Origin of the sequence: Micromonospora sp. RTGN7 (assembly GCF_033804645.1) — a bacterium.
In the GTDB taxonomy this organism is placed as follows: Bacteria; Actinomycetota; Actinomycetes; order Mycobacteriales; family Micromonosporaceae; genus Micromonospora.
Genome location: NZ_JAPZLF010000018.1, coordinates 46,541 through 73,011, shown reverse-complemented (window position 1 = coordinate 73,011; position 26,471 = coordinate 46,541). Strand labels below are relative to the sequence as shown.

27 protein-coding genes are annotated in these 26,471 nt (G+C 72.5%); 8 read left to right on the top strand and 19 right to left on the bottom strand.

Annotated elements, in window-relative coordinates:
• Positions 1-4: 4 nt before the first annotated feature.
• The 4 genes from SNR22_RS23045 to SNR22_RS23030 form a co-directional block, all read right to left on the bottom strand.
• A complete protein-coding gene (locus SNR22_RS23045) occupies positions 5-463 on the bottom strand; it encodes a hypothetical protein (RefSeq protein WP_320068723.1) in 459 nt (152 codons plus the stop codon).
• A 118-nt stretch (positions 464-581) separates the two neighbouring features.
• A complete protein-coding gene (locus SNR22_RS23040) occupies positions 582-1,556 on the bottom strand; it encodes a TetR family transcriptional regulator (RefSeq protein WP_320068722.1) in 975 nt (324 codons plus the stop codon).
• Positions 1,557-1,598: 42 nt separating this feature from the next.
• Positions 1,599-2,600 (bottom strand): tyrosine-type recombinase/integrase, encoded by a 1,002-nt coding sequence (locus SNR22_RS23035; RefSeq protein WP_320068721.1) that lies wholly within the window; start codon positions 2,598-2,600, stop codon positions 1,599-1,601.
• Between the two features lie 130 nt (positions 2,601-2,730).
• The gene (locus tag SNR22_RS23030) at positions 2,731-3,156 is read right to left on the bottom strand and encodes an Hsp20/alpha crystallin family protein (RefSeq protein ID WP_320068720.1); all 426 of its coding nucleotides are present in this window, start codon (positions 3,154-3,156) and stop codon (positions 2,731-2,733) included.
• 185 nt (positions 3,157-3,341) lie between these two features.
• On the opposite strand from SNR22_RS23030, the gene SNR22_RS23025 reads away from it, so the two are divergent.
• The 5 genes from SNR22_RS23025 to SNR22_RS23005 all read left to right on the top strand — a co-directional run bounded on the left by SNR22_RS23025 (position 3,342) and on the right by SNR22_RS23005 (position 7,208).
• A complete protein-coding gene (locus SNR22_RS23025) occupies positions 3,342-4,181 on the top strand; it encodes a TIGR04222 domain-containing membrane protein (RefSeq protein ID WP_320068719.1) in 840 nt (279 codons plus the stop codon).
• A gap of 39 nt (positions 4,182-4,220) precedes the next feature.
• Positions 4,221-4,745 (top strand): GNAT family N-acetyltransferase, encoded by a 525-nt coding sequence (locus tag SNR22_RS23020; protein WP_320068718.1) that lies wholly within the window; start codon positions 4,221-4,223, stop codon positions 4,743-4,745.
• 513 nt (positions 4,746-5,258) lie between these two features.
• The gene (locus SNR22_RS23015; protein ID WP_320068717.1) at positions 5,259-5,684 is read left to right on the top strand and encodes a DNA glycosylase AlkZ-like family protein; all 426 of its coding nucleotides are present in this window, start codon (positions 5,259-5,261) and stop codon (positions 5,682-5,684) included.
• 34 nt (positions 5,685-5,718) lie between these two features.
• Positions 5,719-6,366 (top strand): pentapeptide repeat-containing protein, encoded by a 648-nt coding sequence (locus SNR22_RS23010; protein WP_320068777.1) that lies wholly within the window; start codon positions 5,719-5,721, stop codon positions 6,364-6,366.
• 383 nt (positions 6,367-6,749) lie between these two features.
• Positions 6,750-7,208 (top strand): hypothetical protein, encoded by a 459-nt coding sequence (locus SNR22_RS23005; protein ID WP_320068716.1) that lies wholly within the window; start codon positions 6,750-6,752, stop codon positions 7,206-7,208.
• Between the two features lie 589 nt (positions 7,209-7,797).
• Here the strand turns inward: SNR22_RS23005 and SNR22_RS23000 are convergent.
• The 8 genes from SNR22_RS23000 to SNR22_RS22965 all read right to left on the bottom strand — a co-directional run bounded on the left by SNR22_RS23000 (position 7,798) and on the right by SNR22_RS22965 (position 15,477).
• Positions 7,798-8,502, bottom strand: coding sequence for a cation transporter (locus SNR22_RS23000; protein WP_320068715.1), 705 nt, complete (start codon positions 8,500-8,502; stop codon positions 7,798-7,800).
• On the bottom strand, positions 8,502-8,837 hold the full coding sequence (locus SNR22_RS22995) for a metalloregulator ArsR/SmtB family transcription factor (RefSeq protein ID WP_320068714.1): 336 nt from the start codon (positions 8,835-8,837) through the stop codon (positions 8,502-8,504). The genes SNR22_RS23000 and SNR22_RS22995 overlap by 1 nt, the downstream gene beginning before the upstream one ends.
• Positions 8,838-8,886: 49 nt before the next feature.
• Positions 8,887-9,285 carry a hypothetical protein gene (locus SNR22_RS22990; RefSeq protein ID WP_320068713.1) on the bottom strand — a complete coding sequence of 133 codons (399 nt, stop codon included), beginning with the start codon at positions 9,283-9,285 and terminating at the stop codon, positions 8,887-8,889.
• 64 nt (positions 9,286-9,349) lie between these two features.
• A complete protein-coding gene (locus SNR22_RS22985) occupies positions 9,350-11,653 on the bottom strand; it encodes a glycosyl hydrolase family 18 protein (protein ID WP_320068712.1) in 2,304 nt (767 codons plus the stop codon).
• 276 nt (positions 11,654-11,929) lie between these two features.
• A complete protein-coding gene (locus SNR22_RS22980; RefSeq protein WP_320068711.1) occupies positions 11,930-12,493 on the bottom strand; it encodes a GNAT family N-acetyltransferase in 564 nt (187 codons plus the stop codon).
• A 115-nt stretch (positions 12,494-12,608) separates the two neighbouring features.
• The gene (locus tag SNR22_RS22975) at positions 12,609-13,433 is read right to left on the bottom strand and encodes an SDR family oxidoreductase (protein WP_320068710.1); all 825 of its coding nucleotides are present in this window, start codon (positions 13,431-13,433) and stop codon (positions 12,609-12,611) included.
• A complete protein-coding gene (locus SNR22_RS22970; RefSeq protein WP_320068709.1) occupies positions 13,430-14,755 on the bottom strand; it encodes a flavin-containing monooxygenase in 1,326 nt (441 codons plus the stop codon). Before SNR22_RS22970 ends, SNR22_RS22975 begins: the two co-directional genes overlap by 4 nt.
• A 65-nt stretch (positions 14,756-14,820) precedes the next feature.
• Positions 14,821-15,477, bottom strand: a complete 657-nt coding sequence (locus tag SNR22_RS22965; protein ID WP_320068708.1) for a TetR family transcriptional regulator — start codon at positions 15,475-15,477, stop codon at positions 14,821-14,823.
• Between the two features lie 64 nt (positions 15,478-15,541).
• Between SNR22_RS22965 and SNR22_RS22960 the strand changes: the two genes are divergently transcribed.
• The 3 genes from SNR22_RS22960 to SNR22_RS22950 all read left to right on the top strand — a co-directional run bounded on the left by SNR22_RS22960 (position 15,542) and on the right by SNR22_RS22950 (position 18,728).
• Positions 15,542-16,891 (top strand): MFS transporter, encoded by a 1,350-nt coding sequence (locus SNR22_RS22960; RefSeq protein WP_320068707.1) that lies wholly within the window; start codon positions 15,542-15,544, stop codon positions 16,889-16,891.
• Between the two features lie 54 nt (positions 16,892-16,945).
• Positions 16,946-18,088: a hypothetical protein gene (locus SNR22_RS22955; RefSeq protein ID WP_320068706.1), complete on the top strand. Its 1,143-nt coding sequence runs from the start codon at positions 16,946-16,948 to the stop codon at positions 18,086-18,088.
• A 298-nt stretch (positions 18,089-18,386) separates the two neighbouring features.
• Positions 18,387-18,728: an RNA polymerase-binding protein RbpA gene (locus tag SNR22_RS22950; protein WP_320068705.1), complete on the top strand. Its 342-nt coding sequence runs from the start codon at positions 18,387-18,389 to the stop codon at positions 18,726-18,728.
• Between the two features lie 82 nt (positions 18,729-18,810).
• On the opposite strand, the gene SNR22_RS22945 is transcribed toward SNR22_RS22950, so the two are convergent.
• The 7 genes from SNR22_RS22945 to SNR22_RS22915 all read right to left on the bottom strand — a co-directional run bounded on the left by SNR22_RS22945 (position 18,811) and on the right by SNR22_RS22915 (position 26,397).
• The gene (locus SNR22_RS22945) at positions 18,811-19,368 is read right to left on the bottom strand and encodes an FxsA family protein (RefSeq protein WP_320068704.1); all 558 of its coding nucleotides are present in this window, start codon (positions 19,366-19,368) and stop codon (positions 18,811-18,813) included.
• Positions 19,369-19,425: 57 nt separating this feature from the next.
• Positions 19,426-20,223: a polyprenol monophosphomannose synthase gene (locus tag SNR22_RS22940; protein WP_320068703.1), complete on the bottom strand. Its 798-nt coding sequence runs from the start codon at positions 20,221-20,223 to the stop codon at positions 19,426-19,428.
• 39 nt (positions 20,224-20,262) lie between these two features.
• A complete protein-coding gene (gene lnt / locus SNR22_RS22935; RefSeq protein ID WP_320068776.1) occupies positions 20,263-21,912 on the bottom strand; it encodes an apolipoprotein N-acyltransferase in 1,650 nt (549 codons plus the stop codon).
• Between the two features lie 453 nt (positions 21,913-22,365).
• Positions 22,366-23,703, bottom strand: coding sequence for a glutamate mutase L (locus SNR22_RS22930; protein ID WP_320068702.1), 1,338 nt, complete (start codon positions 23,701-23,703; stop codon positions 22,366-22,368).
• Complete coding sequence (locus tag SNR22_RS22925) at positions 23,700-24,092, bottom strand: hotdog domain-containing protein (protein ID WP_320068701.1); 393 nt, start codon at positions 24,090-24,092, stop codon at positions 23,700-23,702. Before SNR22_RS22925 ends, SNR22_RS22930 begins: the two co-directional genes overlap by 4 nt.
• Positions 24,089-24,841, bottom strand: coding sequence for an OAM dimerization domain-containing protein (locus tag SNR22_RS22920; RefSeq protein WP_320068700.1), 753 nt, complete (start codon positions 24,839-24,841; stop codon positions 24,089-24,091). Before SNR22_RS22920 ends, SNR22_RS22925 begins: the two co-directional genes overlap by 4 nt.
• A complete protein-coding gene (locus SNR22_RS22915) occupies positions 24,838-26,397 on the bottom strand; it encodes a lysine 5,6-aminomutase subunit alpha (protein WP_320068775.1) in 1,560 nt (519 codons plus the stop codon). Before SNR22_RS22915 ends, SNR22_RS22920 begins: the two co-directional genes overlap by 4 nt.
• Positions 26,398-26,471 lie beyond the last annotated feature (74 nt).

Sequence of the window (26,471 nt, the reverse complement as noted above, 5' to 3'; positions counted from 1 at the left end):
CCGGTCAGAACGGGTCGCCGCACACCCGCCACCCGTCGGCCTCCCGCACCACCGGCAGCTCCCGCTCCTCGCTGCCGCCGCCGTCACGGGTCAGCCGCACCACCACCGTGCCCCGGGGACGACCGCCTCGGGTGGCCACCCCCACGTCGGTGATCTCGTAGCCGGTGACCTGCGGCGGGGTCCGCAGCCACGCGGCGAACCCCGCCGCGCTCCACCGGCTACGCGCATCGGCGCACAACCGCCCGTACGCCCGATCGGCGTCGCCCGCGGACACCTCCCGCAGGAACCCCTCGGCGGTGTCCCGCACCGGGCCCGAGGACCCGGTCACCACCTGCACGTTCCACGCCCCCAACCCGGCCACCCCGACCAGGCACAACACCAGCCCCGCACCGGCGGCCAGCACACCGGTGCGCACCGGCCGGCCCCGCCGGGCCGGCCGGCTCCACGCCTGCTCACCGCCCATCACCTGTGACCGTAGGCGGACAGCCGCCCGGCGCGCAGCAACTCGCCCCGGCCCTGGCCCACCCCACGTCGTCCACGGTCGGCGCACCCGGCGCCAGCAGCGCACCCGACGGCTCGACTCAGACCGGGGACATCAACTCGTAGAGGTTGCCGGCGTCGTCGCCGAAGAACAGCCCACGCGGGCAGAGCGGATGGTCGGTGCCCCCGTTGTCCGGAGTGCGGGGGTCGTCGCCGAACGACACGCCGGCCTCACGTAACCGCCCCAGTGCGGCGTCGAAGGTGTCGGGGTCGACGTCGAAGGCAAGGTGGTGGCCCGGCGTTCCGGGCAGGCTGGCGAAGTCGAGGGTGAGCTGGTCGTTGACCCGCACCGGGGCGAAGTGCCCGTCACGACCGGCCGGCGGCAGGACGGACAGCCCCATGACGTCGGCGAAGAAGCGGGCGGCGGCGTGGTGGTCGACGGCCGGCACGATGGTGTGGTTCAGAGTGACGCTCACCGCCGCGCCGGGGCTCAGCGCTCCGCGCAGGAACACGTCGACCAGTTCGGCGGGGGTGACCGGCCCGCCGGCGAACTGGTCGCGGGTGGGCAGCAGGCCGATAAACAGCTCCGCCAGCCGGTCGGTGGGCAGCCGCAGCCGGTCGGCGTCCGGGGCGAGCAGCGCCGTGACGGCGTCGCGGACGGCGGTGGTGGACCGGGCGCGGGCCCCGGGGTCGGGTCGGGAACGGGTCGTCGGGTGGTCGGGGACGTGCAGGGCGCGCAGCACCGCGCCGATGCGGTCCAGGTGGGCCAGCAGCGTGTCGGCGGCCTCGGTGAGGCGGTCGGCCAAGGGCTGCCGCATGGGGATCTCGGCGAGCCGGTCGACGACGGTGTCGGGGCGCAGCGCCTCTGCCAGGCAGGCGTCGAGCAGAGCCTGCTTGTCGGTGAAGGCGCGGAACACGGTGGCCTCGCCGATGCCGGCCGCCCGGGCGACCTGGGCGGTGGTCACCGCCGCGCCGTGCGTGGCGAGCAGCGGCAGGGCAGCCCGCACGATCGCGGCGCGGCGGTGGTCGGGGGTCATGCCCGGTGCCCGTCGACGGGGAGGGTCGGTTGTCGTCATACCCCCATCCTTGCGGAGTGATTGCTCACTCCGTAAGGGGTTTCAGCCCCGACGTCGGGCCCGCGCCGCCCAGATCACGTACGCCGGATCGCGGTCGAGGTTGTGCCGGTCCCGGTCGTAGCGGCGGGTGGTCCGCGGGTCGGCGTGGCCCATCGCGTCCTGCACGTCCTCCAGCGGCACCCCCTCCGCGCGAGCGGTCGTGGCGAACGCGTGCCGCAGCGAGTGGGGCGACAGCTGCGCCCACGCAGGGATGCCGGCGGTGCGGGCCAGCCGGCGGACCAGCCGGAAGACCGAGTGCCGATCCAGCCGGGCGCCGGTGGCGGTGACCAGCAGCGGACCGGCCAGCTCGGGCACCGCCACCTGCTGCGCCGCCGCCCGCTCGGCCAGGTAGGCGTCCACGGCATACGCGGTGGACGGGGTCAGCGCCCGCCGGCGCGGCTTGCCGCCCTTGCCGACGAACCGGACGCTGCGGTGCCCCCGCTCCGCACCCAGGTCGGTCACGTTCAGCGAGACCAACTCCCCCACCCGCAGCCCCAGGTCCGCCAGCAGCGCCACCGCCGCCCGGTTACGCGCGGCGGCCGGCCCGGTCTCGGCCTCCGTGGCGGCCAGCAGCGCGTCCACCTCCTCCGGGGTCAACCCCACCGTCGCCGAGTGGTCCCGGTCGACGTGGGGCCGGTCAGCGCCGGAGACCGGGTTCGCCTCGACGGCCCGCAGCTTGACCAGGAAGTCGTACCAGCTGGACAGGGCCGACAGCTTGCGGGCCACGGTGGCCGGGCTCAACGGCCGGCCGCTGCGTGCCGCCGTGGCGCCCTCCAACTCCCGGCCGTAGGAGTTGACGTCGAGGAAGTTGACGCGCAGCGGGTCCAGCTCACCCGCGGCGCACCAGGCCAGCCAGCCCGCCACGTCCCGCCGGTACGCGTCGCGGGTGTGTTCGGAGAGCCGTCGGTTACGCAGCCACGCCTCGGTGAAGTCACCCGACCCGCCATCGGGCAGGGCCGGGCGGGCCGCACCACGCGACAGCACCGGAAACTCAGGACGCAGCATGCGAGAAAGACTCTCAGCCAGCGTTCGGATCGGCGGTGAGGCGCGCCCGGGCGGTTTCCTTCGGTCCGGGGTCGGGGGGGGGGGGGGGGGGGGCCCCCCCCCCCCCCCCCCACAACCGCCGCGGCGCGGTTCAGGCGTCGAGCTGCTTGTGGCCACTGCCGCTGGTGCTGACGGACACCCGCCGTGGCTTGGCCCGCTCGGCGACCGGGATGCGCAGCGTCAGCACCCCGTTGTCGTAGCCGGCCTCGAGGCGGTCGGTGTCGAGGGTGTCGCCAAGGAACAACTGCCGGCTGAAGGTGCCCATCGGACGCTCCGCGGCAACGAGCTCGACGCGCTCCCCGGTCGGGCGGCGGCGCTGCGCGCGGACGGTCAGCACGTTGCGTTCGACCGTGCAGTCGATGCTGTTCGGGTCCACGCCCGGCAGGTCGAATGCGGCGTAGAACTGGTCGCCGTCGCGGTAGGCGTCCATGTGCATCACGGTGGGGCGGGAGGTGGTGCCGAAGAACTGCTCGGCGATCCGGTCGATCTCACGGAACGGGTCGGTACGCATCAGCATGGTGGTGCCTCCTCGGATCTCCTGGCCGAAGGTATCTAGTTGAGTCGCAGCGACTCAACTTCCTGGCTCTTATTTACCGCACGTCGAGGCCGTCGTCAACCCAGTGCGGGTCAGGGGCCGGCGCGCCGGTATACGCCGTCCTCGCGGGCTGTTCCACGGGCTCGGTGCCCGCCATAATCGATCACGTGCTCTGGGGTGTCGACGGTCCGCACTTCCTGCTGGACTACACGGTGGCGGTCGTCGCCGCGCTGGCCGTCGCGCTGGCGGTGCGCGGGCTGATCGGCCGGCGTACCGCCGGCGGCAAACCGGGGCTGGTGGAGTTGGCGTACCTGAACGACCGGGCGGCCCTGGCCTGCCAGGTCGCCGCGGCCACACTGCGCCGCGCCGACGCGCTACGGCTGGCGGAGCTGGCCACCATGGTCGCCGTCGCTGCGCCCCCGGCCCGGTCGGCGCCCCTGGTGCGGGCAGTGCACGCCGCGGTGCGGAGGCCGCAGACCTGGGCCGCCGTCCTCGCCGACCCTGCGGTCAACCGGGCACTGCGCAGGCTGGTCGCCGGCCTGCTGCGCGACGGGTGGCTGCTGACCCGGTGGCAGCGCCGGCGCATCGCCCTCGGCGCGGTGCCGTTGTTCGCCGTCGCCGCCGTCGGGATCCTGCGCCTGGTGGAGAGCGCCGTGCAGTCCCGCGACGCCGGCGGCCCCGCCTCCGTCGTCGGCCTGCTGCTGGGCTGCGGGGTGACCCTGCTCGGCGGGTGGTGGCTGAGCGAGGTGCCGGAGACCGGGGCCGCCGCCCGGCGGCTGCTACGCCAGGCCCGGCGTGATCACGCCGACCTGGACCCGCAGCACCGGCCGGTGTGGAGCGAACGGGGCAGCGACGAACTGCTCACCGCGATGGCGTTGTACGGGCCGCGCCCCCTACTCGCCGTCGATCCCCGCTTCGCTGATCTCGTCGGAGTGCCCGACGAGCAGCCCCGGCCGCCGACGCCGAGGCAGGTGGCACGACGTGAGCGCCGCAGCGTCCGCGGGTAATCCGTTGCCCTCGTTGCCCGGCGTCGCTACCGTCGCCGGGTGCTGATCCGGAGGTTCGTCGAGGCTGACTGGCATGGAGTGTGGCCGATCGTGCGAGAGGTCGTGCAGTCGGAGGAGACGTTTCCGTACGACCCTCAGATGACTGCTCGACAAGCCCACGACGTCTGGGTTGAGTCGCCGCCTGGGCTCACCGTCGTTGCGGTCGACGACGATCGTGTTCTGGGCACCGCCAAGATGGGACCAAACCGTCCGGGTCCCGGATCACACGTCTGCACTGCGAGCTTCATGGTCGCCGCCGATGCGCGCGGCCGCGGTGTGGGTACTGCGCTGTGCCGATTCGCGCTGGACTGGGCCCAGCGACACGGATACGCGGGAATGCAGTTCAACGCCGTGGTCGAGTCGAATCACTCGGCGGTTGACCTGTACAAGCGGCACGGCTTCCGCGTGATCGGCACGGTCCCCGGCGCCTTCGCCCATCCGACACTGGGCCGGGTGGGCCTGCACGTCATGTACCGCGCCTTCTGCGACAACAAGTCGATGCCGGAGCACTTCCATCGACCATGAGCGGGTCGGCTCGGTGTGCCGATGGCATCCATGCGGCAGCGTGGCCGCTGCGGTTGCGGGCGCCGTGCCGGAGTGGATGCGGGACGTCCGGCCCGTCGTGGTCGACCTGGGCGCCGGGCCCGGCCGCCCGGGGCTGGGGGCCGGCCGGGTCGACGTGCCAGAGCGTCCACGGCTCTCAGTGGGACACGGACACCGACCAGAGCTTCGAGTGGCTTGCTGTGGCACCATCACCGGGTGCGCCACGTGACCGAGGATGAACGCCGCGCCCGGCTCGCTCTGGTACCCGGATGCCGCGCCGGGTCGCCGGAGGCGGCCGCTCGGGCGATGACCGTCCTGCCCGCCACCGAGCCCGCCACGGCGCCTTGCCGTTCCGATGATTGACGTCAAGGTGACCGTCACCCCGGGCGACCCCTGGACGGCCTCGCGCGTACTCACCCACCTCGGCGCCACCGCCGACATCGTCCGGGCCCCATTACCGGCGGCTGGCGCACGTCCCGGCCGCGCTGGACGCTGATGCGGGAACGGCTCGGCGACACCCCTGAGCCGGTGAGCGCGGCCGCCGGCTACCGCGAGCTCGTGCACCGGTGGCTGTACTCGTTCGGCCCCGGCACCGAGAACGACCCCGTCTGGTGGTTGGGCGCCACCAAGACCGTGGTGCGCAAGGCGCTCGCCGGCCTCGGCGCCGTGCCGGTCACCCTGGACACAGGCACCGCCGGTTGGCTGCGGGCCGACGATCTCGACCGAGTCGACGACCCCGGCCCCTGGGCGGCACTCCTGCCGGTGCTCGACCCCACCGTGATGGGCTGGCAGGGCCGCGGGTTCCACCTCGGCCCGCACCGCGACCTGCTCTTCGAACGCCGCGGCAACGCCGGCCCGGCCACCTGGCTCGGCGGCTTCCGTGTCCCGACCGTCTACACCTCACCCGCTATGAAACCCTGAACCGACATCACCTCCGAGGACATCACCCTTGACCGTGCCCCAAGAACTCGCCGCCCTCCGGTACGCCCGCCACCTGCAACCCTTCACCGGCGGCCTCGCCCAGGACGAGGACTACACACACATCCACCTCGACGGCACCGAGCACGACGACGCGCAGACCAGCGGCGCCCAGTTCAGTGAAAGCGCGTTGACCGGCGTCACGTTCACCGGCGGCGACTTCCGCCAGGTTCGGTTCAGCGACACCTGGATCGCGCGCACCCGCTGGATCGGCGCCAACTGGGCGGCCACGGAACTGCTCGACGTCACGCTCCTCGACGGACTGCTCGCCGGCGTGCAGGCCTACGGCGGATCCTGGCGTCGCGTCACCCTGCAACGCTGCAAGATCGACAGCCTGAACCTGCGCGGCACCCGCCTGCAGGACGTGGAGTTCCGCGACTGCGACCTCACCGAGACCGACTTCAGCGGCACCACCCTCATCGGCGTGACCTTCCCCGGCTCGTCGCTACACCGAGCCCGATTCACCAAGGTGACCGCCAAGAAGCTGGACCTGCGCGGCGCCCGCGAGCTCGACATCGCCGACGGATGGGAAAGTCTGCGCGGAGCCGTCATCGACCACGGCCAGCTGGCACAAGCGGCCCCGGCGCTGGCGCACAACCTAGGCATCATCGTCCGGGACCAGTGATGGCTGCCAGTCCCGCAGCGTCGATCGGGTCATGCAACTCCGCCCAGTCGCCATTGATCTGTAGCCACTGACCGTTACGACATGCTGGCACCACGGCGGAACGCTCGGGCCGATGAGGCTGCCCGACGCCGCCGGCGGGGCTCATCGAGGAATCTGCGCCATCGCAGAACGTGGTGGCACCGACGGCGCTTCACACCGCCCACCGTCGTCGGTGTGATCTCCACCAACATTGGTGAACTTCACTCGCGACCGCGCGGAGGCGAGATGGTAAGGCCCAGCGCTGAGCAGTGGAGCGCCGCGGTGTATCAGCTACGCCAGGCCCACGCGGCGGGGCAGCGTACGACGGCGATGGTGCGGCTGGTCGCGGCCGGTCTCGCTGAAGGGTGGCCGGCGCTGAGCTGGTCTCGCTGCGCACCCTGCAGCGCGCGTTTGCCGTAGAGCTGACCCCAACGCAGGCCGCCGCCGACGGGGACCGGGCTCGGCGGGCGAAGCTGGTCTACCTGCGCCGCGCCGCCTCCTACCGCATTCAGGTGTGGGAGGGCGACCACAAGAACCTGCCGATCATGGTCCTGCCGCCGCGCGGGCCAGCGAGCACTGCGTGGGTGACGATGTTCGTCGACCGATGCTGCGCGGCTTCCTCGAAGGTTCCTGCGAGCTGTCCGGTCCGCTTGAGCAGCTCGCCACCCGGGTACGGCACCCGGCTGACCATCGCCGGCGACACCCTCACCCTCAACCTGGCACCCGGGATGCTCGACCACGCCGCACGCCGGCGACTCAACCAGCTCCTGCACGCCCATCCAATGAAGAACGGTGTCGTGCCTACCGAAGGCCTGCGGCGCTAACCGCTGAAGACCAGCTGGCGCTCAACATCATGCGGTGTCGACGCGGCGGGCCACACCCAGCTCATCGCGATCCGCGCGCACATAACTGTCATTATGGTGTGCAGTCGTTTTGCCTGTTTTGTATGCCCTGATTTCTGGATTGTCGTTACCGGTAATTCGATAATTGGGCTGTTGCTCCCGCGTCCACGGTCCGGAGATGACGGGGACAGGTGGGGCGGATGTCCGGACCCCGGTCGACGAGTTGGCCCGGATGCTCGGGCCGGGGTGGGGTGCGGGTGTGACGACGCCGCCCCGGCTGGTGGCCTCGGTGCGGGAGGCGGCGAACCAGCAGACGTGGGACCGTGGTGCTGCTGCTCGTGCTCGGCGGGGACACCTTGTACGGGCTGGCTGCTGAACACCGGTCAGCGCGCGGTCCTGGATTCGCTGCTGACAGTGCCACCAGGCAGGCGGGTGTCGGAGTGGGACCGGCTGCTATCTGACGACGCGGGCGGTCGATGATGCGCTGGACCTGCTGGAGGCGCCAATCGCGACGAGGCTGCTGGCCTCCGCACCGGCCCCCGCAGGGCAGTGGGGGCCGGCGCCGGAAGGGTCAGTCGCATCCGGGGCGGCAGCCGCACGCGTCCGCCGCGGTGGCAACCGGCGGCACCACCGCGGCGGTGGGGGCGGCGCAGCAGCCCTTGCCCTGCCAGGCGTCGCGGCCTTCCTTCACCGCGACTGCGGCGATGACCAGGGCGGCGATCGGGTCGGCCCAGGACCAGCCGAAAGCGGCGTTGAAGACCAGGCCCACGAGCAGGACGGCGGAGAGGTAGGTGCACAGCAGGGTCTGCTTGGAGTCCGCGACCGCGGAGGCGGAGCCGAGTTCGCGGCCGGCCTTGCGTTGGGCGGCGGACAGGAACGGCATGATCGCCAGTGAGAGCGTGGCGATGACGATGCCAGGGATCGAGCGGTCGGCCTCGCCGGTTCCGATCAGCGCGCGTACAGCGTCGACGGCGACGTACGCGGCGAGCGCGAAGAACGACAGTGCGATGATCCGCAGGGTGGTCTTCTCCCGTGCCTCGCGCACCGCGTGCTCGCGGGCGGAGAACTGCCAGGCGACCGCCGTCGCGGAGGATACCTCGATGACCGAGTCCAGGCCGAAGCCGACCAGCGCGGTGGAGGAAGCGAGCGTCCCGGCGGTGATGGCGACGACCGCCTCGATGACGTTGTAGGTGATGGTCGCCGCGACCAGCAGCCGTATCCGGCGGGCGAGCGCGTCACGGCGGGCCGGGGTGGGGCTTAGGGATAGGGCGGTCATCAGCAGCACCCCTTCGTCTCAGCCTCCACACAGGTGCGGTCGGTCTCGACCGCGACCACGGTGGTGCGCAAGTCGTCGAGCGCATGGCCAAGGCGTTCGTCGGCCAGCTCGTAGCGGGTGCGGCGGCCGTCGGGCACGGTGACGACCAGGCCACAGCCACGCAAGCACGCCAGATGGTTGGAGAGCCGGGTACGGGAGATCCCCAGTTGGTCGGCGAGATCGGAGGGGTAGGCCGGGGCCTCGCGCAGCGCGAGCAGGAGCCGGCAGCGGATCGGATCGGCGAGCGCACGGCCGAACCGCGCCAGTACCTCGATGTCGGAGGCAACAGTCAGCATCCCACGACAGTACAAGAAATCCTGAATTCACGAAATCTTGGACTCAAGGTCAGCGAGTGCTGTCGCCGGGCGTCAGCAGGTTCGTGACTTCGGCGATCGCTTCCGAGGACGGCTTGAAGTAGCGACAGACGTTCTCCGGCTTCTTGTGTCGGGACTTGGCCATCAGCATCAGCAGGTTCGTACCCTGCTCGCCGAGGTGAGTAAGGAAGGAATGGCGGTACTCGCGTAGGTCCCAGCCGATGCCCGGCCCGCGCGTCACGGTGTGCCCGTCCAGCAGGGCACAGGCCTGCCCGTACGACAGCCGGGCCAGTCTGGTGTCCGGGCAGACATCGCGCGGGCTGACGACCTTGCCCGGCCCCGGTCGGCGGTGGGTGACGAACACCGGGCCGCATGTCCGCCCTTTCAGCAGCCGGGCGGTGCCGGTGTCGCAGTACACGGTCTCCAGCACGAAGTCCTCGCGTACCTGCCCGGGGGCTGCGGGCTTGGTGCGCCCGCCGCCCCCGGCGTCGGTGTCAGCGCGGTGACGGCAGGCCGGTGTTCACCGCGGACATCAGGGTGCCTGCGGTGGTGTCGCCGGACATTTCCCAGATCATGCCGCCGAGCAGGTTCTGCTGCTTTGCCCAGGTGGTCTTCTGGCCGATCGCCCACGGGTCGTCGAAGGTCCACCACTGCCCGCCGTTGCCGGTGAAGCAGTACGACGAGACCGACTGGGTGTCGTGGTGGACGGTGCAGCCGGGCACCATCGCGAGCAGGTTGGCGTACCCACGGGTGCCCGCTTCCTCGGCGAACTGGCCGGGCGCCGCCCCGGTGGCCGTCTGCCACTCCCCGTTGGCCGAGCCGCCGCCCGGCAGGGTCCCGGCGGCGACCCCCTGCCAGCCCCGGCCGTAGAAGGCGAAGCCGACGGTGAGCTGGCGCGGGTTGACCCCGGCGTCGGTGTACGTGCGCACGGCGCGTTCGACGCTGAACTCGAACGGGTACGGGTCCTGCGCGTCGCGGTACAGGTTGCCCTGCTGTCCGGTGCGGTTCGGCTCCCACGAGTTGTCGCTGCCGGCACCGTGGAAGTCGTACCCCTGCACGTTGGCGAAGTCGAGATAGTCGAAGACGCTCGGCGTGCCGTCGGTGCGGCTGATGTCCCACCCCGCGTTGATCTTCGCCGGATCGGCCGGGGTGAACGCGGTCAGCAGGTACCGCTTGCCGGTGGTCGCGCCGAGTTCGTTCATCTGCCGGCGGAACTCGGCGAGCAGCGCCGTGTTGTTGGCCTTGTCCTGCGGCCCCCAGTGGTTGCCGGGGTGCCCTTCGGCGCCGGGCCACTCCCAGTCGAGGTCGATGCCGTCGAAGATGCCGGCCGCGGTGCCCGGCCCGCCGGAGTTGCCGGCTACCGGCAGGTTGCCTCGCAGGTAGATGTCCAGGCACGAGCGGACCAGCTTCTCCCGGCTCGCGGGGGTCGCCGCGGCGTCGGAGAAGAACTTGGAGTACGTCCAGCCGCCGAGCGAGATCAGGATCTTCAGGTGCGGGTGCTTGGCCTTGAGCTTCTTGAGCTGGTTGAAGTTGCCGCGCAGCTTCTCCCAGCCGGTGTCGGCCACGCCGTCCACCGACTGCGCCGCACTGAACGGTCGGCCGTAGTCGGCGTCGGCGTCGCCCGCGCCGGTGCCCTGGTCGGGGTCCTGCGGGTTCTGGGTGGTGCCCCGGGTGACGCCTTGCAGGCAGGTCAGGTTCACCGGGTCGAGGTTGGCAAAGGAGTAGTTGATGTGGGTCAGCTTCGCCGCGGCGCCGGACGTGTCGAGGTTCTTCACGAAGTACTGCCGGCCGTAGATTCCCCATTGGACGAAGTAGCCGACCTTGGCGTACCGGCCGGCGCCCATCACGTCGTCGGTGGTGGCGGTGACCGGCGCGCTGGCGGGCGAGACGTTGTCGTAGGTGTCGCGGGCCCGGACGGTGAAGGTGTACGCGGTCAGTGCGGTGAGGCCGCCGACGGTGACGCTGGTGCCCGTACCGTTGACCGTGGTGGCGAGCTGGGTGCCGCGGTAGACGTCGTACCCGGCGATGCCGCTGGCGTCGGTGACGGCGTTCCACGCGAGCGTGACGCTGTTGGCGGTCACGGCGGTGCTGCGCAGGCCACCGGGTGCCGGCGGGGCGACGGTGTCGTCGGCCGGGTTGAGCGTGGTGGCCGACACGGTGGCGCTCACCGGCGAGGTGTTGCCGCGGGTGTCCTTGGCCACGACGGCGAAGGTGTACGGGGTGTTCGGCGTCAGCCCGCCGACGGTCGCCGCGGTGCCGGTGACCGACGCGACGACGGTCCCGCCGCGTAGCACGTCGTACCCCGCGATCGGGAAGTCGGTGGCGGCGGCGGCGGTCCAGGTCAGCGACAGGGTTTTGGTGGTCCGCCCGGCGACCGTGAGGCCGGTCGGCGTGCCCGGTGCCCGGTCGGGGCTGCCATCGCACTTGTTCCCGTTGATCCGGCAGTTCGTCGGCGCGGTGGCCGTACCGGTCGCGATGTACCAGAAGCTGTACGGCTCGGTGCTGCCACCGGCGGCGACGGTGCCGTTGTAGTGCGCGTTGGCGACCGTGACGTGGTCGCCGACCCGGGTGACGGTGCCGTGGTAGGCGTTACCCATGGTCACCCCAGCCGGCAGATCGAACTCGATGGTCCACCCGGAGATAGCGGTCGTCGTCGGATTGCTGATGACGTACTTGTCCATCCGCCACGAACCGTTATCGGACGAGGAGAAGTTGGCGGTGAGACCAGCGGCGGCATGGGCCGCGGTCGACGGCGCGACGACGGCGCCGACCACGGCCAGCAGGACCGTGACGGCCAATGGCAGGCGGGTGGATCTTCGCGGACCGGTACGACCGCCCATGGCGTCCTCCTGTTAGGAAAGTTTCCTAAAAGATAAATCGGTAGCGATCAATAAGTCAAGGTCGCCACCGCGGAGCGCGAATCCTCTCCTGGGGTGTGAGACCCGGAGGACGTGACGTGACGATGGGCGCCGTCGAGGAGGCCGCCGACCGTCGTAGGGCGAGTTCCGTCCCGGGATCGGTTTGCCCATGCCGGGACGATTGTCGAACTCCCCGTGACCGGTCGACGCGGCAACTCAGGCCTGGGCGCGGTGCGGCGCGGCGCGGGCGTGCCGGTGCCCGTCACGGGGAAACGGCGCGCGGGCCGGCAGGACCTCCTGGAACAGGTAGCCGGTCTTCTCCGCCACCCGGCAGGAAGCCAGGTTGTCTACCTGGTGCAGCAGTTCCAGCCGGGCCAGCCCGGTCGCGGCGAACCGGGCGAACGCCCAGCGGGTGACCGCCTCCACCGCCCGTGGCGCGACGCCGAGCCCACGCGCCCAGGCGGCCGTCCAGTAGCCGACCTCGGCCTGTTCGCGGCCGGGCAGGACCTCCTTGAGCACCACCGTGGCGACGAGCCGGTCCGCGGCAGGTCGCGGCTCCAGCACCGCGAAGCTGAACCGGCTGCCGGCGGCCCAGCCCTGCCGGCTACGGGTCACCCACCGCCGGGCGTCGTTGACGTCGTCGACGGGGCTGCGCACCCAACGGCGCAGCTCCGGGTCGCGGTAGACCTCGATCAGCTCGGCGATGTCCGTGTCGCACCATGGGCGGAGCACCAGTTCGGGACGGTGGGCGGTCGCGGGGGCCCGCAGCAGGACCGGCATCCCCGTAGTGTGGCCCATCACCTGGGGCTGGTGCTGACCCCCGGCCCGAACCTGGTCCACCTCTGGGTGTCCCGATCGGTGCCGCGGCGACGCCCTGACAGCCCGCCGGCGGCGGTCAGCCGGCGGCGTCGCGGTGGCGCCGGACCAGGCCTGCGGCCAGCGGTGCGCCGTCGAAGTCACCGGCGGCGACCCGGGCCGCGACGGTACGCCGCACCAGGCGGTCGGCGAGCGCGGGCGCGTGTCGGGCCAGGGCCATCTCCAGGCGTCCCCGGCCGGTGGTGGCCACGTCGCGGGGGGCACGGCGGGCGGTGGCGGCGCGCAGGATCGCGGCGACGACGCCCTCGACGGGTTCCCGCCGGGACACCCCGTCGAGGGAGAGCCCGGCGCGGACGGTGCTGTCGTGGATGGGTGAGGTCACCATGCTGGGGTAGACCACGCTGACCCCGACGTGGGTGCCGACCTCCAGTCGGAGCGCGTCGGCGTACGCGACGAGGGCCCGCTTGCTGACCCCGTACGCGGCGGCGAGGGGCAGGGGCAGCACGGCCATCCGGCTCGCCACGAAGATCACCCGACCGCGGGCGTCGACGAGGGCGGGCAGCGCCGCCGCGGTGGTACGCCAAGCGGCGATCAGGTTCACCTCGATCTGCTGGCGCACGGTGTCGTCGGGCGGGAGTTCGGCCGGGGCGGGCCCGCCGACGCCGGCGTTGTTGACCAGCAGGTCGAGGCCACCGAGCCGGTTGACGGCGGCGTGCACGGCGGCGGGCGCGGCGTGCGGGTCGGTCAGGTCGGCGCCGAGTACCGGCACTCCGGCGGTGGTGCCGGGATGCCGGTCGAGGCCGATGACGCGGGCGCCGGCCGCGGTCAGGACCGCGCAGAGGTGACTCCCGAAGGTGCCCCGTGCTCCGGTGACCAGGACCCGCCGCCCGGTAAGGGTGCTCACGCCGCCGCCCCGGGGGTCCGGGCGCGGCGGGCACCGGCGGCCAGTTCCCGGCCCAGTTCGGCCAGGTACCCGTCGAAGTCGACCCGCATCGCCGGGCGTCGCTGCCCCCACCGGGCGGTGGCGGCGCGCAGTTCGGCGCGGCATGCGGCCCGCTGCCGGGCCGGGTCGGGCAGCGCGTACCGGCCGGCCAGGTGCGCGGCGACGAGCCGGGCCTGCGCCTCGACCAGGGGGAACGCCGAGCCGGTGGACTGCATCAGCCCGACGAACGTCAAGCCGGGGGCGTCGGGGTGGAACACGTGCCGGTACAGCGGGAGGGAGTCGGGGCCGGCGCCGAGCAGCGCCGGGTCGAGGAAGTCGATGTCGATGCGGTAGCCGGTGCACCAGATGACGAGGTCGATCTCGTCGACCCGGCCGTCGGTGAACTCGACCCGGTCGCCGTGGAACGCGGCGATGCCGGGGCGGGCCTCGACGGCGCCGTGGGTGAGCCGGGACAGCAGCGCGTCGGAGAGGGTGGGGTGGTCCTGGAGAAATCCGTGGGTGGGGGTGGGCAGCCCGTAGCGGGCCGGGGAGCCGACGGTCGCGGCGAGCATGCTCTGGCTGATCCGTTGACGTAGCCGCCAGGGCAGCCTGCGCGCGAGGGCCCCGTTGAGGGTGTCCGACGGGCGGCCGAGCAGGTATTTGGGCACGACCCACACCCCGCGACGCAGGGACAGCAGGGTGCGCCGGGCGGTGTGGGAGGCGTCCACGGCGATGTCCATGGCGGAGTTGCCGCCGCCGACGACCAGGACTCGCCGGTCGGTGAGCTGGTCGGGGCTGCGGTAGGCGTGGCTGTGGATCTTTTCGGCGGTGCAGTGGCCCGGGTAGCCGGGGTCGGGCAGGCGGGGCACCCGGTTGTGGCCGTTGGCGACGACGACCGCTTCGACGTCGACCTCGGTCGGGCCGTCCGGGCCGGTGGCCCGCACGGTCCAGCGGCCGTCGTCGCCCCGGGTGACGCCGGTGACGGTGTGCCCCGGGCGGACGGCGTCGAGCAGGCCGAAGCGTCGCGCGTAGTCGTGCAGGTAACCGGCGATGCGGGTGTGGTCGGGGTAGTCGGGCCAGTGCGCGGGCATGGGGTGGTCGGCGAACTGGGTGCGGGCCTTGCTGGTGTTCAGGTGCAGGGTGCGGTAGGCGGGCGAGTCGGGGGACCCGTACACCCACAGGCCGCCGACGGTGTCGGCGGCCTCGAAGCAGACGGCGGGGACGCCGGCGTCGGCGAGGGCCTTGAGGGTGGCCAGGCCGGCGGCGCCGGCCCCGACGACCGCGACGCGTGGTGGTGTCCCCATGCGTTCCCCTCCCGACAGTTAATCCGACGTGTGTTGGATAATATGCGGCGGTCGGGGTCCGCCAGTCAAGCGGCGGGGCCGTAGAGGGCGTCGATGAAGCGGTGCAGAAACGCCCGGAACTCTCGGCGTTCCCGGGCCGGGGACACCCCGGTGGCAGCCAGCGCCACCACGTGCCCGTGCACCGCCCACACCAGGCTACGTACCGTGACGTGCGGGGTCGGCTCGACCAGCGCCCCGCTGGCCGCCGCGGCGGCCAGCAACTGCTCGACCAGGTCGTACAGCGGGACGGCATAGCGCTGGTCGAGCTCGGCGTGCCGGTGCGGCTCCAGCCAGCGGCGCAGCCACAACGCGGTGGTCTCCGGCCGGTCCTCCAGGAAGTCGACGAACACGTCGAGCAGGTCGTGCAGGGCACGTAGGGCCTGCTGCGCGCTGGCGTCGAGGGCATCGCGGGCACGCCCCGCCGCGGCTTGCAGCACCTCCCGCTCGGCGGCGTACACCCGGGCGAAGCAGGCGTCGTAGAGCTGCGCCTTCGTACCCGTGTGGTGGGAGACCGTCGCCACGTCGACGTCGGCGGCGGCGGCGACCTCTCGCAGCCCGACGGCGTCGAAGCCCCGGGCGGCGAACAGCGCGGTGGCGGCGGTGAGCACCACCTCGCGGGTGTCACGGGTCTCGGAACGCCGGGGCCGACCCGGTCGACGGCGGGGTGTGGTCACAGCCACCATCGTCCCCCTACAATCCAGCAACCGTTGGATTGGGGGCGGTGTGCCGTCGCGGAAGGACCAAACGATGACCGGGCTCGACACCCCCCACCGCGCCCCTGGCATCGGGCTACCACGTGGGCCGCTGGTCGGCTTCGCCACCGGCTCGCTCGGCATGGGTGTGTGGGTCACCGTACCCGGGTTGCTGCTGCTGTACTTCCTCACCGATGTGTTGGCGGTGACGCCGTGGTTGGCCGGCCTGACGCTACTGGCGCCGAAGGTCGTCGACGTGCTGCTGCACCCGTGGGTGGGGCACCGCTGCGACGTGCAGTTGGCCCGCCGCGGCGACCGGCGGGCGCTGCTGCTGCTCGGCTGCCTGCTGCCGGTGGCCTTCGCCGCGCTGTTCGCCGTCCCCGGCGGGCTCACCGGCGCGCCCGCCGCCGGCTGGGTGGCGATCTGCTTCATCGCCGGGAACCTGCTCTTCGCCGCCTACCAGGTGCCCTACCTGGCCACCCCGGCGGACCTACGCATCGGCTACCACGAGCGGACCCGGCTGATGGCGTTCCGGATGGTGGTGCTCACCGCCGGGATCCTGGTCGCCGGCCTGCTGGCACCGCTACTGACCGGCGGGGACACCGCGACCCGGGCCGGTTACCAGCGGATGGGGCTGCTCCTGGGGGCGGTCACCGCAGTGGCGATGCTGGTCGGGGTGGTGGGTATCGGCCGGCTGCGCCGGGCCGCTGGCGCGGGCGGGCAGGGGCACCCCACGGGCGGGTGGCGGGCCCTGACGGCGGCCCTGCGTGACCGGCAGTTCCGCTGGCTCGTCGCCGCGTACCTGGCCATGTCGACCACCACGCACCTGGTGCTCGCCGGGGTGCCCTACTACGCCGAGTACGCGCTGGGCCGCCCCGCGCTGACCACCGTGCTGGTCGCGGCGTTCGTCGCCCCGGCGCTGCTGGTGACCCCCGGCTGGCTGACGGTGGCCCGCCGGGTCGGCAAGCAGCGGGCGTTGCTGGGCGCGCAGGGCGCGTTCGCTGCCGGGTCGCTGGTCCTCGCCGTGGGCCGCCCCGCGGGCCTGCCGGTGCTGGTCGCGGCGGTGGCGGTGCTCGGGGTGTCGTTCGCCGGGATGCAGCTGCTGCCGTTCGCGATGGTGCCCGACGTCATCCGCGCCGCCGGCGACCCCGCCGCGGGCACCTACACGGGGGTGTGGACGGCCACCGAGGCCACCGGCGCGGCGCTGGGCCCGTACGCGTACGCACTCTGCCTGACCGTGGGTGGGTTCGTCGCCTCGGCCGGCGGTGAACCGGTCGCCCAGCCGGACGCGGCGCTGACCGCGATCCGCTGGGGCTTCGGACTGCTGCCGGCCGCGCTGATGCTCGCCGCACTGCTGCTGCAGCGCCGCTACACCCTTGACGGCGCGGCCCGCGCCGCAGGCTGACCCGCCCGGCGCAGGCGTCGACCGTCGACCCCGGGTGACTAGACTTCCGCCTCGATGGACGCCCAGCCCTCCCCCACCGAAACCCGCCCCTGCGTGCACTGCGGGCGCGACGTACCGCAACGCGCCGGCGCGGGCCGGCCGTTTCGCTACTGCCGGGACAACGACGGCACCTGCCAGCGGGCCTCGCGCAACAGCCGGATGCGCCACCGCACGGCACCGGGCCTACCCGGTCAGGTGGCCCGCACATGGGAGGCCGTGGACCGGCTCGACCAGATCGTGGAGACCCTCACCGAGGCGCTGCACGCCGAGCTCTCCCCGGCCGGGGTGGAGCGGCAGCTGACGCAGTTACGCGCGGAGACCGCCGCGGAGCTGGCGCAGGCGCACACCGAACGCGACGAGGCCCGCCGCGACACCGAGGACGCGGCGGCCGACGCCGCCCGGGCCCGCCAGGAGGCCCGCGCGTCCGCCGCCGCCGCCGACACCGCCCGGGACCGGGCCGTCGCCGCCGACGCTGACGCGACCCGGGACCGACAGCGGGCCGACGCCGCCGAGACGGCCCGTGACGTGGCGCGCCGCGACGCGGGGGCGGCGCAGGCGCTGCGGGTGCAGGCGGAACGGGACCGCGACGCCGCCCGCCACGAGCTGCGCACGGTGCGCGAGGAACGCGACGCCGACCGGCAACGGGCCGCCGACGTGGCCGCCGAACGCGACGTCGCCCGTGCCGACGCGCGCCGCGCCGCCGACGCCACCGACGAGGCGCGGCGGCGGGCCGGGGCGGCCGAGGCCGACGCCGAGCGGGCCCACGCGGAGGGCCGCCGGGCCGCCGAGCGGGCCGACGCCGCCCGCACCGAGGCCACCCAGGCCCGCGAGCACGCCGACCGGCTGCGCGTCGAGACGCAGGACGCGCGGCGAGACGCCGAGGCCGGGCAGGCTGCGGCGCAGGCCGCCCGGGAGGAGTTGGCGGCGCTGTCGGCGCAGCTCGCCGAGGTCAGCGCCGCCCGGGACGCCGTCGCCGGTCAGGTGGCCGAGGCCCAACAGGGCGCGGCCGCCGTCGAGGGCCGCGCCGGTGAGCTGGAGGCACGCCTGCGCGCGGCCGAGGCGGAGCGGGACGCCGCGCAGCGGCGCTCGGCGCAGCTGGTCGACCAGGTCAGCGACCTGGCCGCCGCGCTGGCCCGGCTGGGCTCCCCACCCCGCTGACACCCCGCCGCCCCGCTGCCGCCGAACGCGGCGGGCAGTGGGCGTGGGCTGCGCAGAGGGGCGCCGGCATGCCATCGGGCGGCGGGACCTGCCCGGCGGAGTTGGGTACCATCCCGGTGAACCGCCGAAACACTCCCACCGACCCGGCCGGGTCGACCCCGCCGGATGCGGGACCTGCCCGGCTACCCTTGCAGGGCGACGGCCGTGCCGGGTGCCCCTTCGGGGCGGGCGGGAATGGCCCGGCCGGCACGAACCGTTACACGAGTAGACCAGCACCACGAGCGAGGGGAAGTCGATCATGGGCGAGCGTATGCTGCGCGGAAGCCGTCTGGGCGCGGTCAGCTACGAATCCGACCGCAACACGGAGCTCGCGCCGCGTCAGACCCGCGAGTACCTCTGCGCCAAGGGCCACCAGTTCGAGGTGCCGTTCGCCGTCGACGCCGAGGTCCCCAGCACCTGGGAATGCAAGTTCGACGGCAGCGTCGCCCGCCTGGTCGACGGCAACGAGCCGGAGCAGAAGAAGGCCAAGCCGCCACGCACCCACTGGGACATGCTGCTGGAGCGCCGTTCCATCGCCGAGTTGGAGGACATCCTCGCCGAGCGGCTGCAGGAGGTCCGCACCCGCCGCGGCCGCGGCTGAGCGCCACAACACCAAACACGAAACGCCCCCGGGGATTTCCCTCCCGGGGGCGTTTCGTGTTTGCGTGTTTGTGTGTGCGCCGTCACCGACCCGGTTCGACGATCTCACCATCGATGGCACGCCCGCCGTCGACCACCATCGGCTCCACCACCGTGCCACGGACACCCGACGACGGCGTCGTCGCCGAGGCGGAAGCGGAGGTGGACTCGGCCGTGCCGCGGCGCACCCGCACCACCCGCGGCCCGAACAGGTCACCCGCGACCATCGACGACACCCGCCGCTCCGTGGCCCGGCGCACCCCGCCGCGGGCCAACCGGCGCACCGGCGGCACCAGCAACAACGCCCCCACCACACCACTGACCAGCCCCGGTGTCGCCAGCAGCAACGCCCCCAGCAACCCCACCAACCCGTCGGTGACCTGCGGACCCGGCGGCTGAGCGGCCTGTGCGGCGGCCCGGAAACCCCGCCACGCCCGCATGCCCTCCCGGCGCAGCAGCACCAGGCCCAACAGCGACGCCGCGAACACCAGCAGCACCGCCGACCCGAACCCGATCGCCCGGCCGACGCCGACGAACACCGCCAACTCCACCGCCGCCGCCACCAGCGCGGCCACCGGCACGAACCTCAGTCCTCGGCGCATGTCACCCCCCAAAGGCCGTCAAGTCGTCCCACCTCATCCAGCATGACACGCCGTCCCTCACGGCCACCGCACCCGAGCGTCACCGGCACCGCGCACACCACGGCGCCGCGCCGCACGCCGGTCCTGCACCGCCCACACACTGATCCGCCACAACGCCTCCGCGACGATCATCGCGCTCATCTTGCTCGCCCCCCGCTGGCGCTCCGCGAACGTGATCGGCACCTCCACGATCCGCGCCCCCGCCCGGTGCGTCAGCCGGGACAGCTCCACCTGGAACGAGTACCCCTGCGAACACACCGACCCCAGGTCCACCGCATCCAACGCCGCCAACCGGTACACCCGGTACCCGCCCGTGGCGTCGGCCACCGGCACCCCCAACGCCAGGCGCGCGTACAGGTTCCCGCACCGCGACAGCAACAACCGCCGCAACGGCCAGTCCACCACCTTCGCGCCCCGACACCACCGGGACCCGATCACCACGTCGGCGTCACCGGCGGCGGCCAACAACCGCGGCAGATCCTCCGGGGCGTGGGAACCGTCGGCGTCCATCTCCACCACCGCGTCGTAACCGCGCTCCCGCGCCCACCCGAACCCGGCCAGGTACGCCGCCCCGAGACCCTGCTTACCGGGCCGGTGCAGCACATGCACCCGCCCGTCAGCGGCGGCCAGAGCGTCGGCGAGGACCCCCGTGCCGTCGGGGCTGTTGTCGTCGGCGACCAACACGTCCACATCCGGGGCGGCAGCGCGGACCCGCCCCACGATCGGCGCGACATTGTCGGCCTCGTTGTAGGTGGGAATGACCACCAACACCCGCCCCAGCGCCGCGCCGGGTCGCACACCCACCGCTCTACTCACCGCTCCTCCGCCCCCGCCGGCGTCGCACCGACATGTCCGCTACCCGGAGATCACCGGGCGTCGCCGCCGCAGCACCACCGCGGCGACCAACACGGCCACCGCCGCAGCTGCCAAGGCCGCCTCCGGCCACACCCCCACCCGGGTGGCCAGGGTGCGCCCGTCACCGAGGCGCAACTGCCGCACCACCACCGCACGGGTGTTGAACCCGGTGGCATCGGATACCCGCCCGTCGGGGGCGACGAACCCGGACACCCCGACCGTGGAGGCCATCAACGACGCACGGCCGTGTTCCACCGCCCGCAGCCGCACCATCGCCAACTGCTGGCGGGCCTCCGCCACGTCGAAGGTCGCATTGTTGGTCTGCACCACCAGCAACTGCGCCCCACCGGTCACCGTGTCCCGCACCAGGCCGTCGTAGGCGACCTCGAAGCAAATCACGTCACCGAGCACCGCAGCGCCGGCATCGACGACCCCGGCCCGGTCACCGGGCACCATGTCGCTGCGAACCCGGTCGACCTCCTTGCTGACCAGCCGCGCCACCTCCCGCAACGGCACGTACTCGGCGAACGGCACCGGATGCCGCTTCGTGTACATCTGCGCCAGATCCGGGCCCGTGCCCGGCCGCCACAGAATCCCCGCGTTACGACTCTGCCCCTCACCGGGGCCCACGAGGACCGCCCCCACCAGGATCGGAGCCCGCACCGCGTCCGCGGCGACCGTGATCCGCCGCCCCGCCTCCTCGCTGCGCAACGGGTCGATGTCGCTGGCGTTCTCCGGCCACACCACCAGATCCGGGCGGGGACGCTGCCCCGCGTCGACCTGCGCGGCCAGGTCGATGGTGGCCTGCACGTGGTTGTTCAGCACCGCCTGCCGCTGGGCGTTGAAGTCCAACCCGAGGCGCGGCACATTGCCCTGCACCACCGCAACGGTCACCGTGCGCCCCCCACCGGCCACCCCCACCGGCACCAGCAACCCCACCGCCACCACCGCGACCGCACCCACCACACACCCCGCCGCCACCGCCCACCGGCTCCGCCCACCGCCGCCTGGACAGGACACGTCGCCGACGGGTGGGCGCCGAGCGCGCCACGGCCGCCACACCGCCGCCACCAACAACCCACCGGCGACGGCCACCGCGAACGTCACCAGCGGCGCCCCACCCACAGCAGCCCACCGCAGCGCCGGTGAGTCGTCCTGACTGAACGCCAACCGGCCCCACGGGAACCCCCCGAACGGGGCACGCGAACGCAACGCCTCCTGCCCCACCCACAGCACCCCGGTCACCACCGGCCACGCCCACCGCCACCGGTCCACCAGCGGCGACGTCACCGCTGCGGCGACGCCCACCAGCGCCACGAAACCGGCCTGCGACAGCGACAGCAGCACCCACGGCAGCAGACCGGTGTGCAGATTCGTCCACCCCAGCAGTGGCGCGAACAACGCCAGCCCCGCCAGGAAACCCAACCCCGCCGCCGCCCACAGCCGCCGCCGGTGCACCGCGGCGGCCAACGCCGCCACCCCCACCGGCGCGGCCGGCCACCACCCGTACGGGGGGAACGCCACCAGCATCGCCAACCCCGCCGCCACGGCCAACAGCACGGCCACCCACAACGGCACCGGCCGCGGCCCGACCTGCGCCGCGGCGGCGGCGGAACGCGACGGGTTCTGCGCGACAGCCGTCACCGGCATCTCACCTGCGATCACACCGCCGAAGGCTACCCGCCCCGGCCCCACCGCCGGCCCACCACCGCAGGGCGGAAACAGAAATCGGGGTGCGGCGTGAGCCGCACCCCGATGCTCCCAGGCCCTTCCCGGCCGGTGGGGCGAGAATCAGGCACGCCGACCTTCGGACCGACCCGACGGTGGACTGGCTGCCCCCGCCTGGCCGTTGTCTACTGGCCGTGCACCTCACCCTGCCCGTACACCGGTAACCGCGACCGGTTCGCGCCGCCCCGCCAACCCCCGCCCGCTGGACCTGGCCGCCGCGACCCGAAGGTCACTCGGCCAGCGGGCGAAGGGACGAAGCGAACAACAGCCGCTTCCCGTAGTAGGACTCAAAGACGGTACGTGCAACACCCCGGCACCTGTCAACCCACCACCGGCCAGTCGTGCCGTTCACCACGCGTGTCGCGTCGGCGTGTCTCAATCCCCCGCGAGATGACGGCGCACCAACGCCCCCGCCGCCACCGGATGCTCGGCAGCCAACAACCCACCAGCCGCCAGCACATAATCGACATCCACCACCGAACGAGCATCCCGCGGCACCGCCCACCCACCCGCATGATCACCCAACACCGCGCCGAGCACCCCCGACGACACCACCGGCGGACAGTGACGCAGCACACCCCCCGACCCCACCAACAGCCGCACATCCCGCAGATCCCGCCCCGAACGCTCCCCCGTCGCCGCACCCCGGGCATGCCGCCGCACCGCCACCGTCGCCGCCAACGCCGCCAACCGCGCATCCACCGCCCGCTGCGCGTCACCGACCGGCAGGAACCCCGGATCATCCGCCCGCGCCCCCGCCGCCACCGCCAACGCGTCCCCCTCACCATCGGCCAGCAACCGCTCCTCCGCCGCCGCCCGCACCACCCCCGGGGCGCTCCACCGCATCCCCAGGTCCCCCTCCACCGTGCGGGCCCGCCACAACGACCCCGCCACCTCCCGACCCGGGCCGCTGGCCCGCTCGTCCGGAGTCAACACCGAATACACGTCCGTGGTCGCCCCACCCACATCCACCACCACCAGATCACCGCCCACCCCGTCGGCGAGAACCTCCACCCCCGTCAACACCGCGTCCGGAGTCGCCGCCCGCACCAACCGGCCGAACCGCGGCCCCCGCGACAACCCCTTACCGCCGATGACATGACGCAGAAACACCTCCCGGATAGCCGCCCGCGCCGACGCCGGAGCCAACACCCCGATACGGGGCAACACATTGTCCGCCACCGTCACCGGCACCCCCGCCCCCACCAGCACCGCACCCAACTCGTCACGGACGTCGACGTTGCCCGCCAGCACCACCGGCACCCGCCACCGCGCCCTCGCCAACCGGGTCGCGTTGTGCGTCAACGTCTCCGCATCCCCACCGTCGGTGCCCCCCACCAGCAGAACCACATCCGGGCGGGCCGCCCGCAACCCCGCCAGCTGCGCCGCACCCAACCGGCCAGCCGCCACATGCACCACATTCGCCCCCGCCGACAACCCGACCCGCCGGCCCGCCTGCGCCGTCACCAGAGGCTCGTAGCCGACCACCGCCAGCCGCAACCCACCCCCCGCCGACGAACACACGTACCACGGCACCTCACCCACACCCAGCCCCGCGCAGGCCACCGCGACCGCCGCGTCCAAGCCGCGCAACACGTCGGTGCCCACCGTCGTCGGTGCCGACCCCACCGCCACCAACGCACCGTCATCCAGGTCGACCACCGCCGCCTTCGTGTACGTCGACCCGACGTCGGCGCAGACCGCGACCCTCACGCCCGCGCCGGCACAACCACCGTGCCCGTCGCCGTGACCGCCACGATCGGCGTCTCCAACACCTCGGCGGACGACTCCCCCACATCAGGACGCCCCCGACACACCACCCGCGCCTCGAAGTCGATGGTGCGGCTGCGAGTACCCACCCGCGTCACCGTCGCCGTCACCTCCACCACATCCCCGGCCTTCATCGGCGCCCGGAACTGCACATCCGCGTACGACGCGAACAACCCCTCATCACCGTCGGTGCGAATACACACCTCCGTCGCCACATCACCGAACAACCCCAACGCGTACGCCCCATCCACCAGGTTCCCCGCGTAATGGGCGTGGGAATACGGCACATACCGCCGGTGGGTCACCGTCACACCCTGCCGTGCGTCACTCATACCTTCGCCTCCCTGCTCGTCACCAACGCGTGCACCAGATACGACGCCACCTCACCCGGCGTGGTCCCCCGCCCGAAAATCCGATCCACCCCCAACTCCACGGTCATCGCCTCGTCGAACCGCGGCCCACCCACGATCAACAACGGACGCCTCCCCGCCGGCATCGCCTCCCGGAACGCCGCCGACATCTCCCGCGTGTTGTGCAGATGCGCATCCCGCTGCGTCACCACCTGCGACACCAACACCGCATCGGCCTTCTCCACCCGCGCCGCCTCCACCAACTCCGGCACACTCACCTGCGCACCCAGGTTCGTCACCTTCAACTCCCGGTAGTACTCCAACCCCTTCTCACCCGCGATGCCCTTCACATTCAGGATCGCGTCGATACCCACCGTGTGCGCGTCCGTGCCGATACACGCCCCCACCACCGACAACTTCCGCCGCAACCGCTGCTTCACCACCGCGTTGACCTCCTTGGCCGACAACAGCGCAAAGTCCCGCTCCACCACCCGCACCGCCGCCAGGTCCACCAGATGGTTCACCCGCCCATACACCACGAAAAACGTGAACCCGTCAGTCATCGGCTTCGCGTGCACCACCATCGCCGGGTCGATACCCATCCGATTGGCCAACTGCACCGCCGCACCCTCGGCCCGCTTGTCATGCGTCACCGGCAACGTGAACGACACCTGCACCATCCCGTCACCGGTGGTGTCCCCGTACGGCCGCACGATCTGCTTCTCCGTCATACCGGCTGCTCCAGGATCTCCGTGACCGGGTTGTAGTAGTCCGCCTCGTGCCCCGCCACCCCCGCCAGACCCTTACCCCGGTCCGCCGGCCGCTTCATGATCCCGAACGTGCCCTCGGCGATCGCCGTCAACAACGACTGCTCCCCGATGCGCTCCAACAGATCGACCGCCTCACCGAGCACCCGGTTCGCCCGCTGCTGGATGAACCCACCCGGCGCCGGCACGAAATCCTCATGCAACCCACCCGCCGCACCCAACACGTACCGCACGTTCTGCAGGGCGATGTCCCGATCCGACAACCACGGCGTCACCACCGCCTCCGTCATCATCCCCACCAGCAGGATCCCCTGCCCCGTCATCGCACCCACCAGATTGAAGAACCCGTCCAGCAGATTCCCCCGGAACACATCCCCGGTCATGTGCTTCGTCGGCGGCATCCACTTCAACGGCGCATCCGGGAACAACTCCCGCGCCAACAACGCATGCGCCAACTCCAACCGCAACGACTCCGGCACATCCGGGTTGATCTCGAACGCGTGCCCCAACCCCAACTGCCAGTCCGCCAACCCGGCCTCATGCGCGAAATACTCGTTCAACAGCTGCGACACCGTCACCGTGTGCGCCTCGTCCACCGCGTCCGCAGTGGTCAGATAGTTGTCCTCACCGGTGTTGATGATGATCCCCGCCCGGGCGTGCACCTGCCGGGAGAACCGCTGGTCGACGAAGGTGCGGATCGGGTTGATGTCGCGGAACAAAATCCCGTACATCGAGTCGTTCAACATCATGTCGAGGCGTTCCAACCCCGCCAACGTCGCCATCTCCGGCATACACAGCCCCGACGCGTAGTTCGTCAACCGCACATACCGGCCCAACTCCCTCGACGACTCGTCCAACGCCGCCCGCATCAACCGGAAATTCTCCTGCGTGGCATACGTCCCCGCGAACCCCTCCCGCGTCGCACCCTCCGGCACATAGTCCAACAACGACTGACCCGTCGACCGAATCACCGCGATCACATCCGCGCCCGCCCGCGCCGCCGCCTGCGCCTGCGGAATGTCCTCATAGATGTCACCCGTCGCCACGATCAGATAGATCCACGGCCGCTGCACCGGATCCCCGTACCGCTTCACCAGGCGGTCCCGCTCCGCCCGCCGCCGGTCGATCTGCCGCACCCCCGCCGCGACCGCCTTCCGCGCAGCCCGCCGCGCCGCCGTGGCCGACTTCCCCACCGGCAGGACGAACCGCACCGACCCCGCCGCCGCCTTCTGCGCCAACAACGTCACATCGACGCTCTGCTCCCGGACCAGGGCGTCGAACACCGGCAACGCCACCCCGTGACCCAACCCCACATCAGCAACAACCGCATCCACCAGACGATTCACCCACGGAATACCATCCGGATCAGCACCCGTCACCCCCGCCAACCGCAACACCGCACGCTCCACCGACACCGTCGTGTGGCTACGCGCCAACTCCACCACCGGCCGGCCGGCCCGACGCGCCAACTCCCGCGCCCGCCCCACCAACACCGGATCCAGGTCAAGCTTCCCCACCACACCGTCCCCCGATCCCCTCGGCGACGACGCGACATGCGCCTGCACCACATCGATGGTTCGCTCGCTCCGCTCGC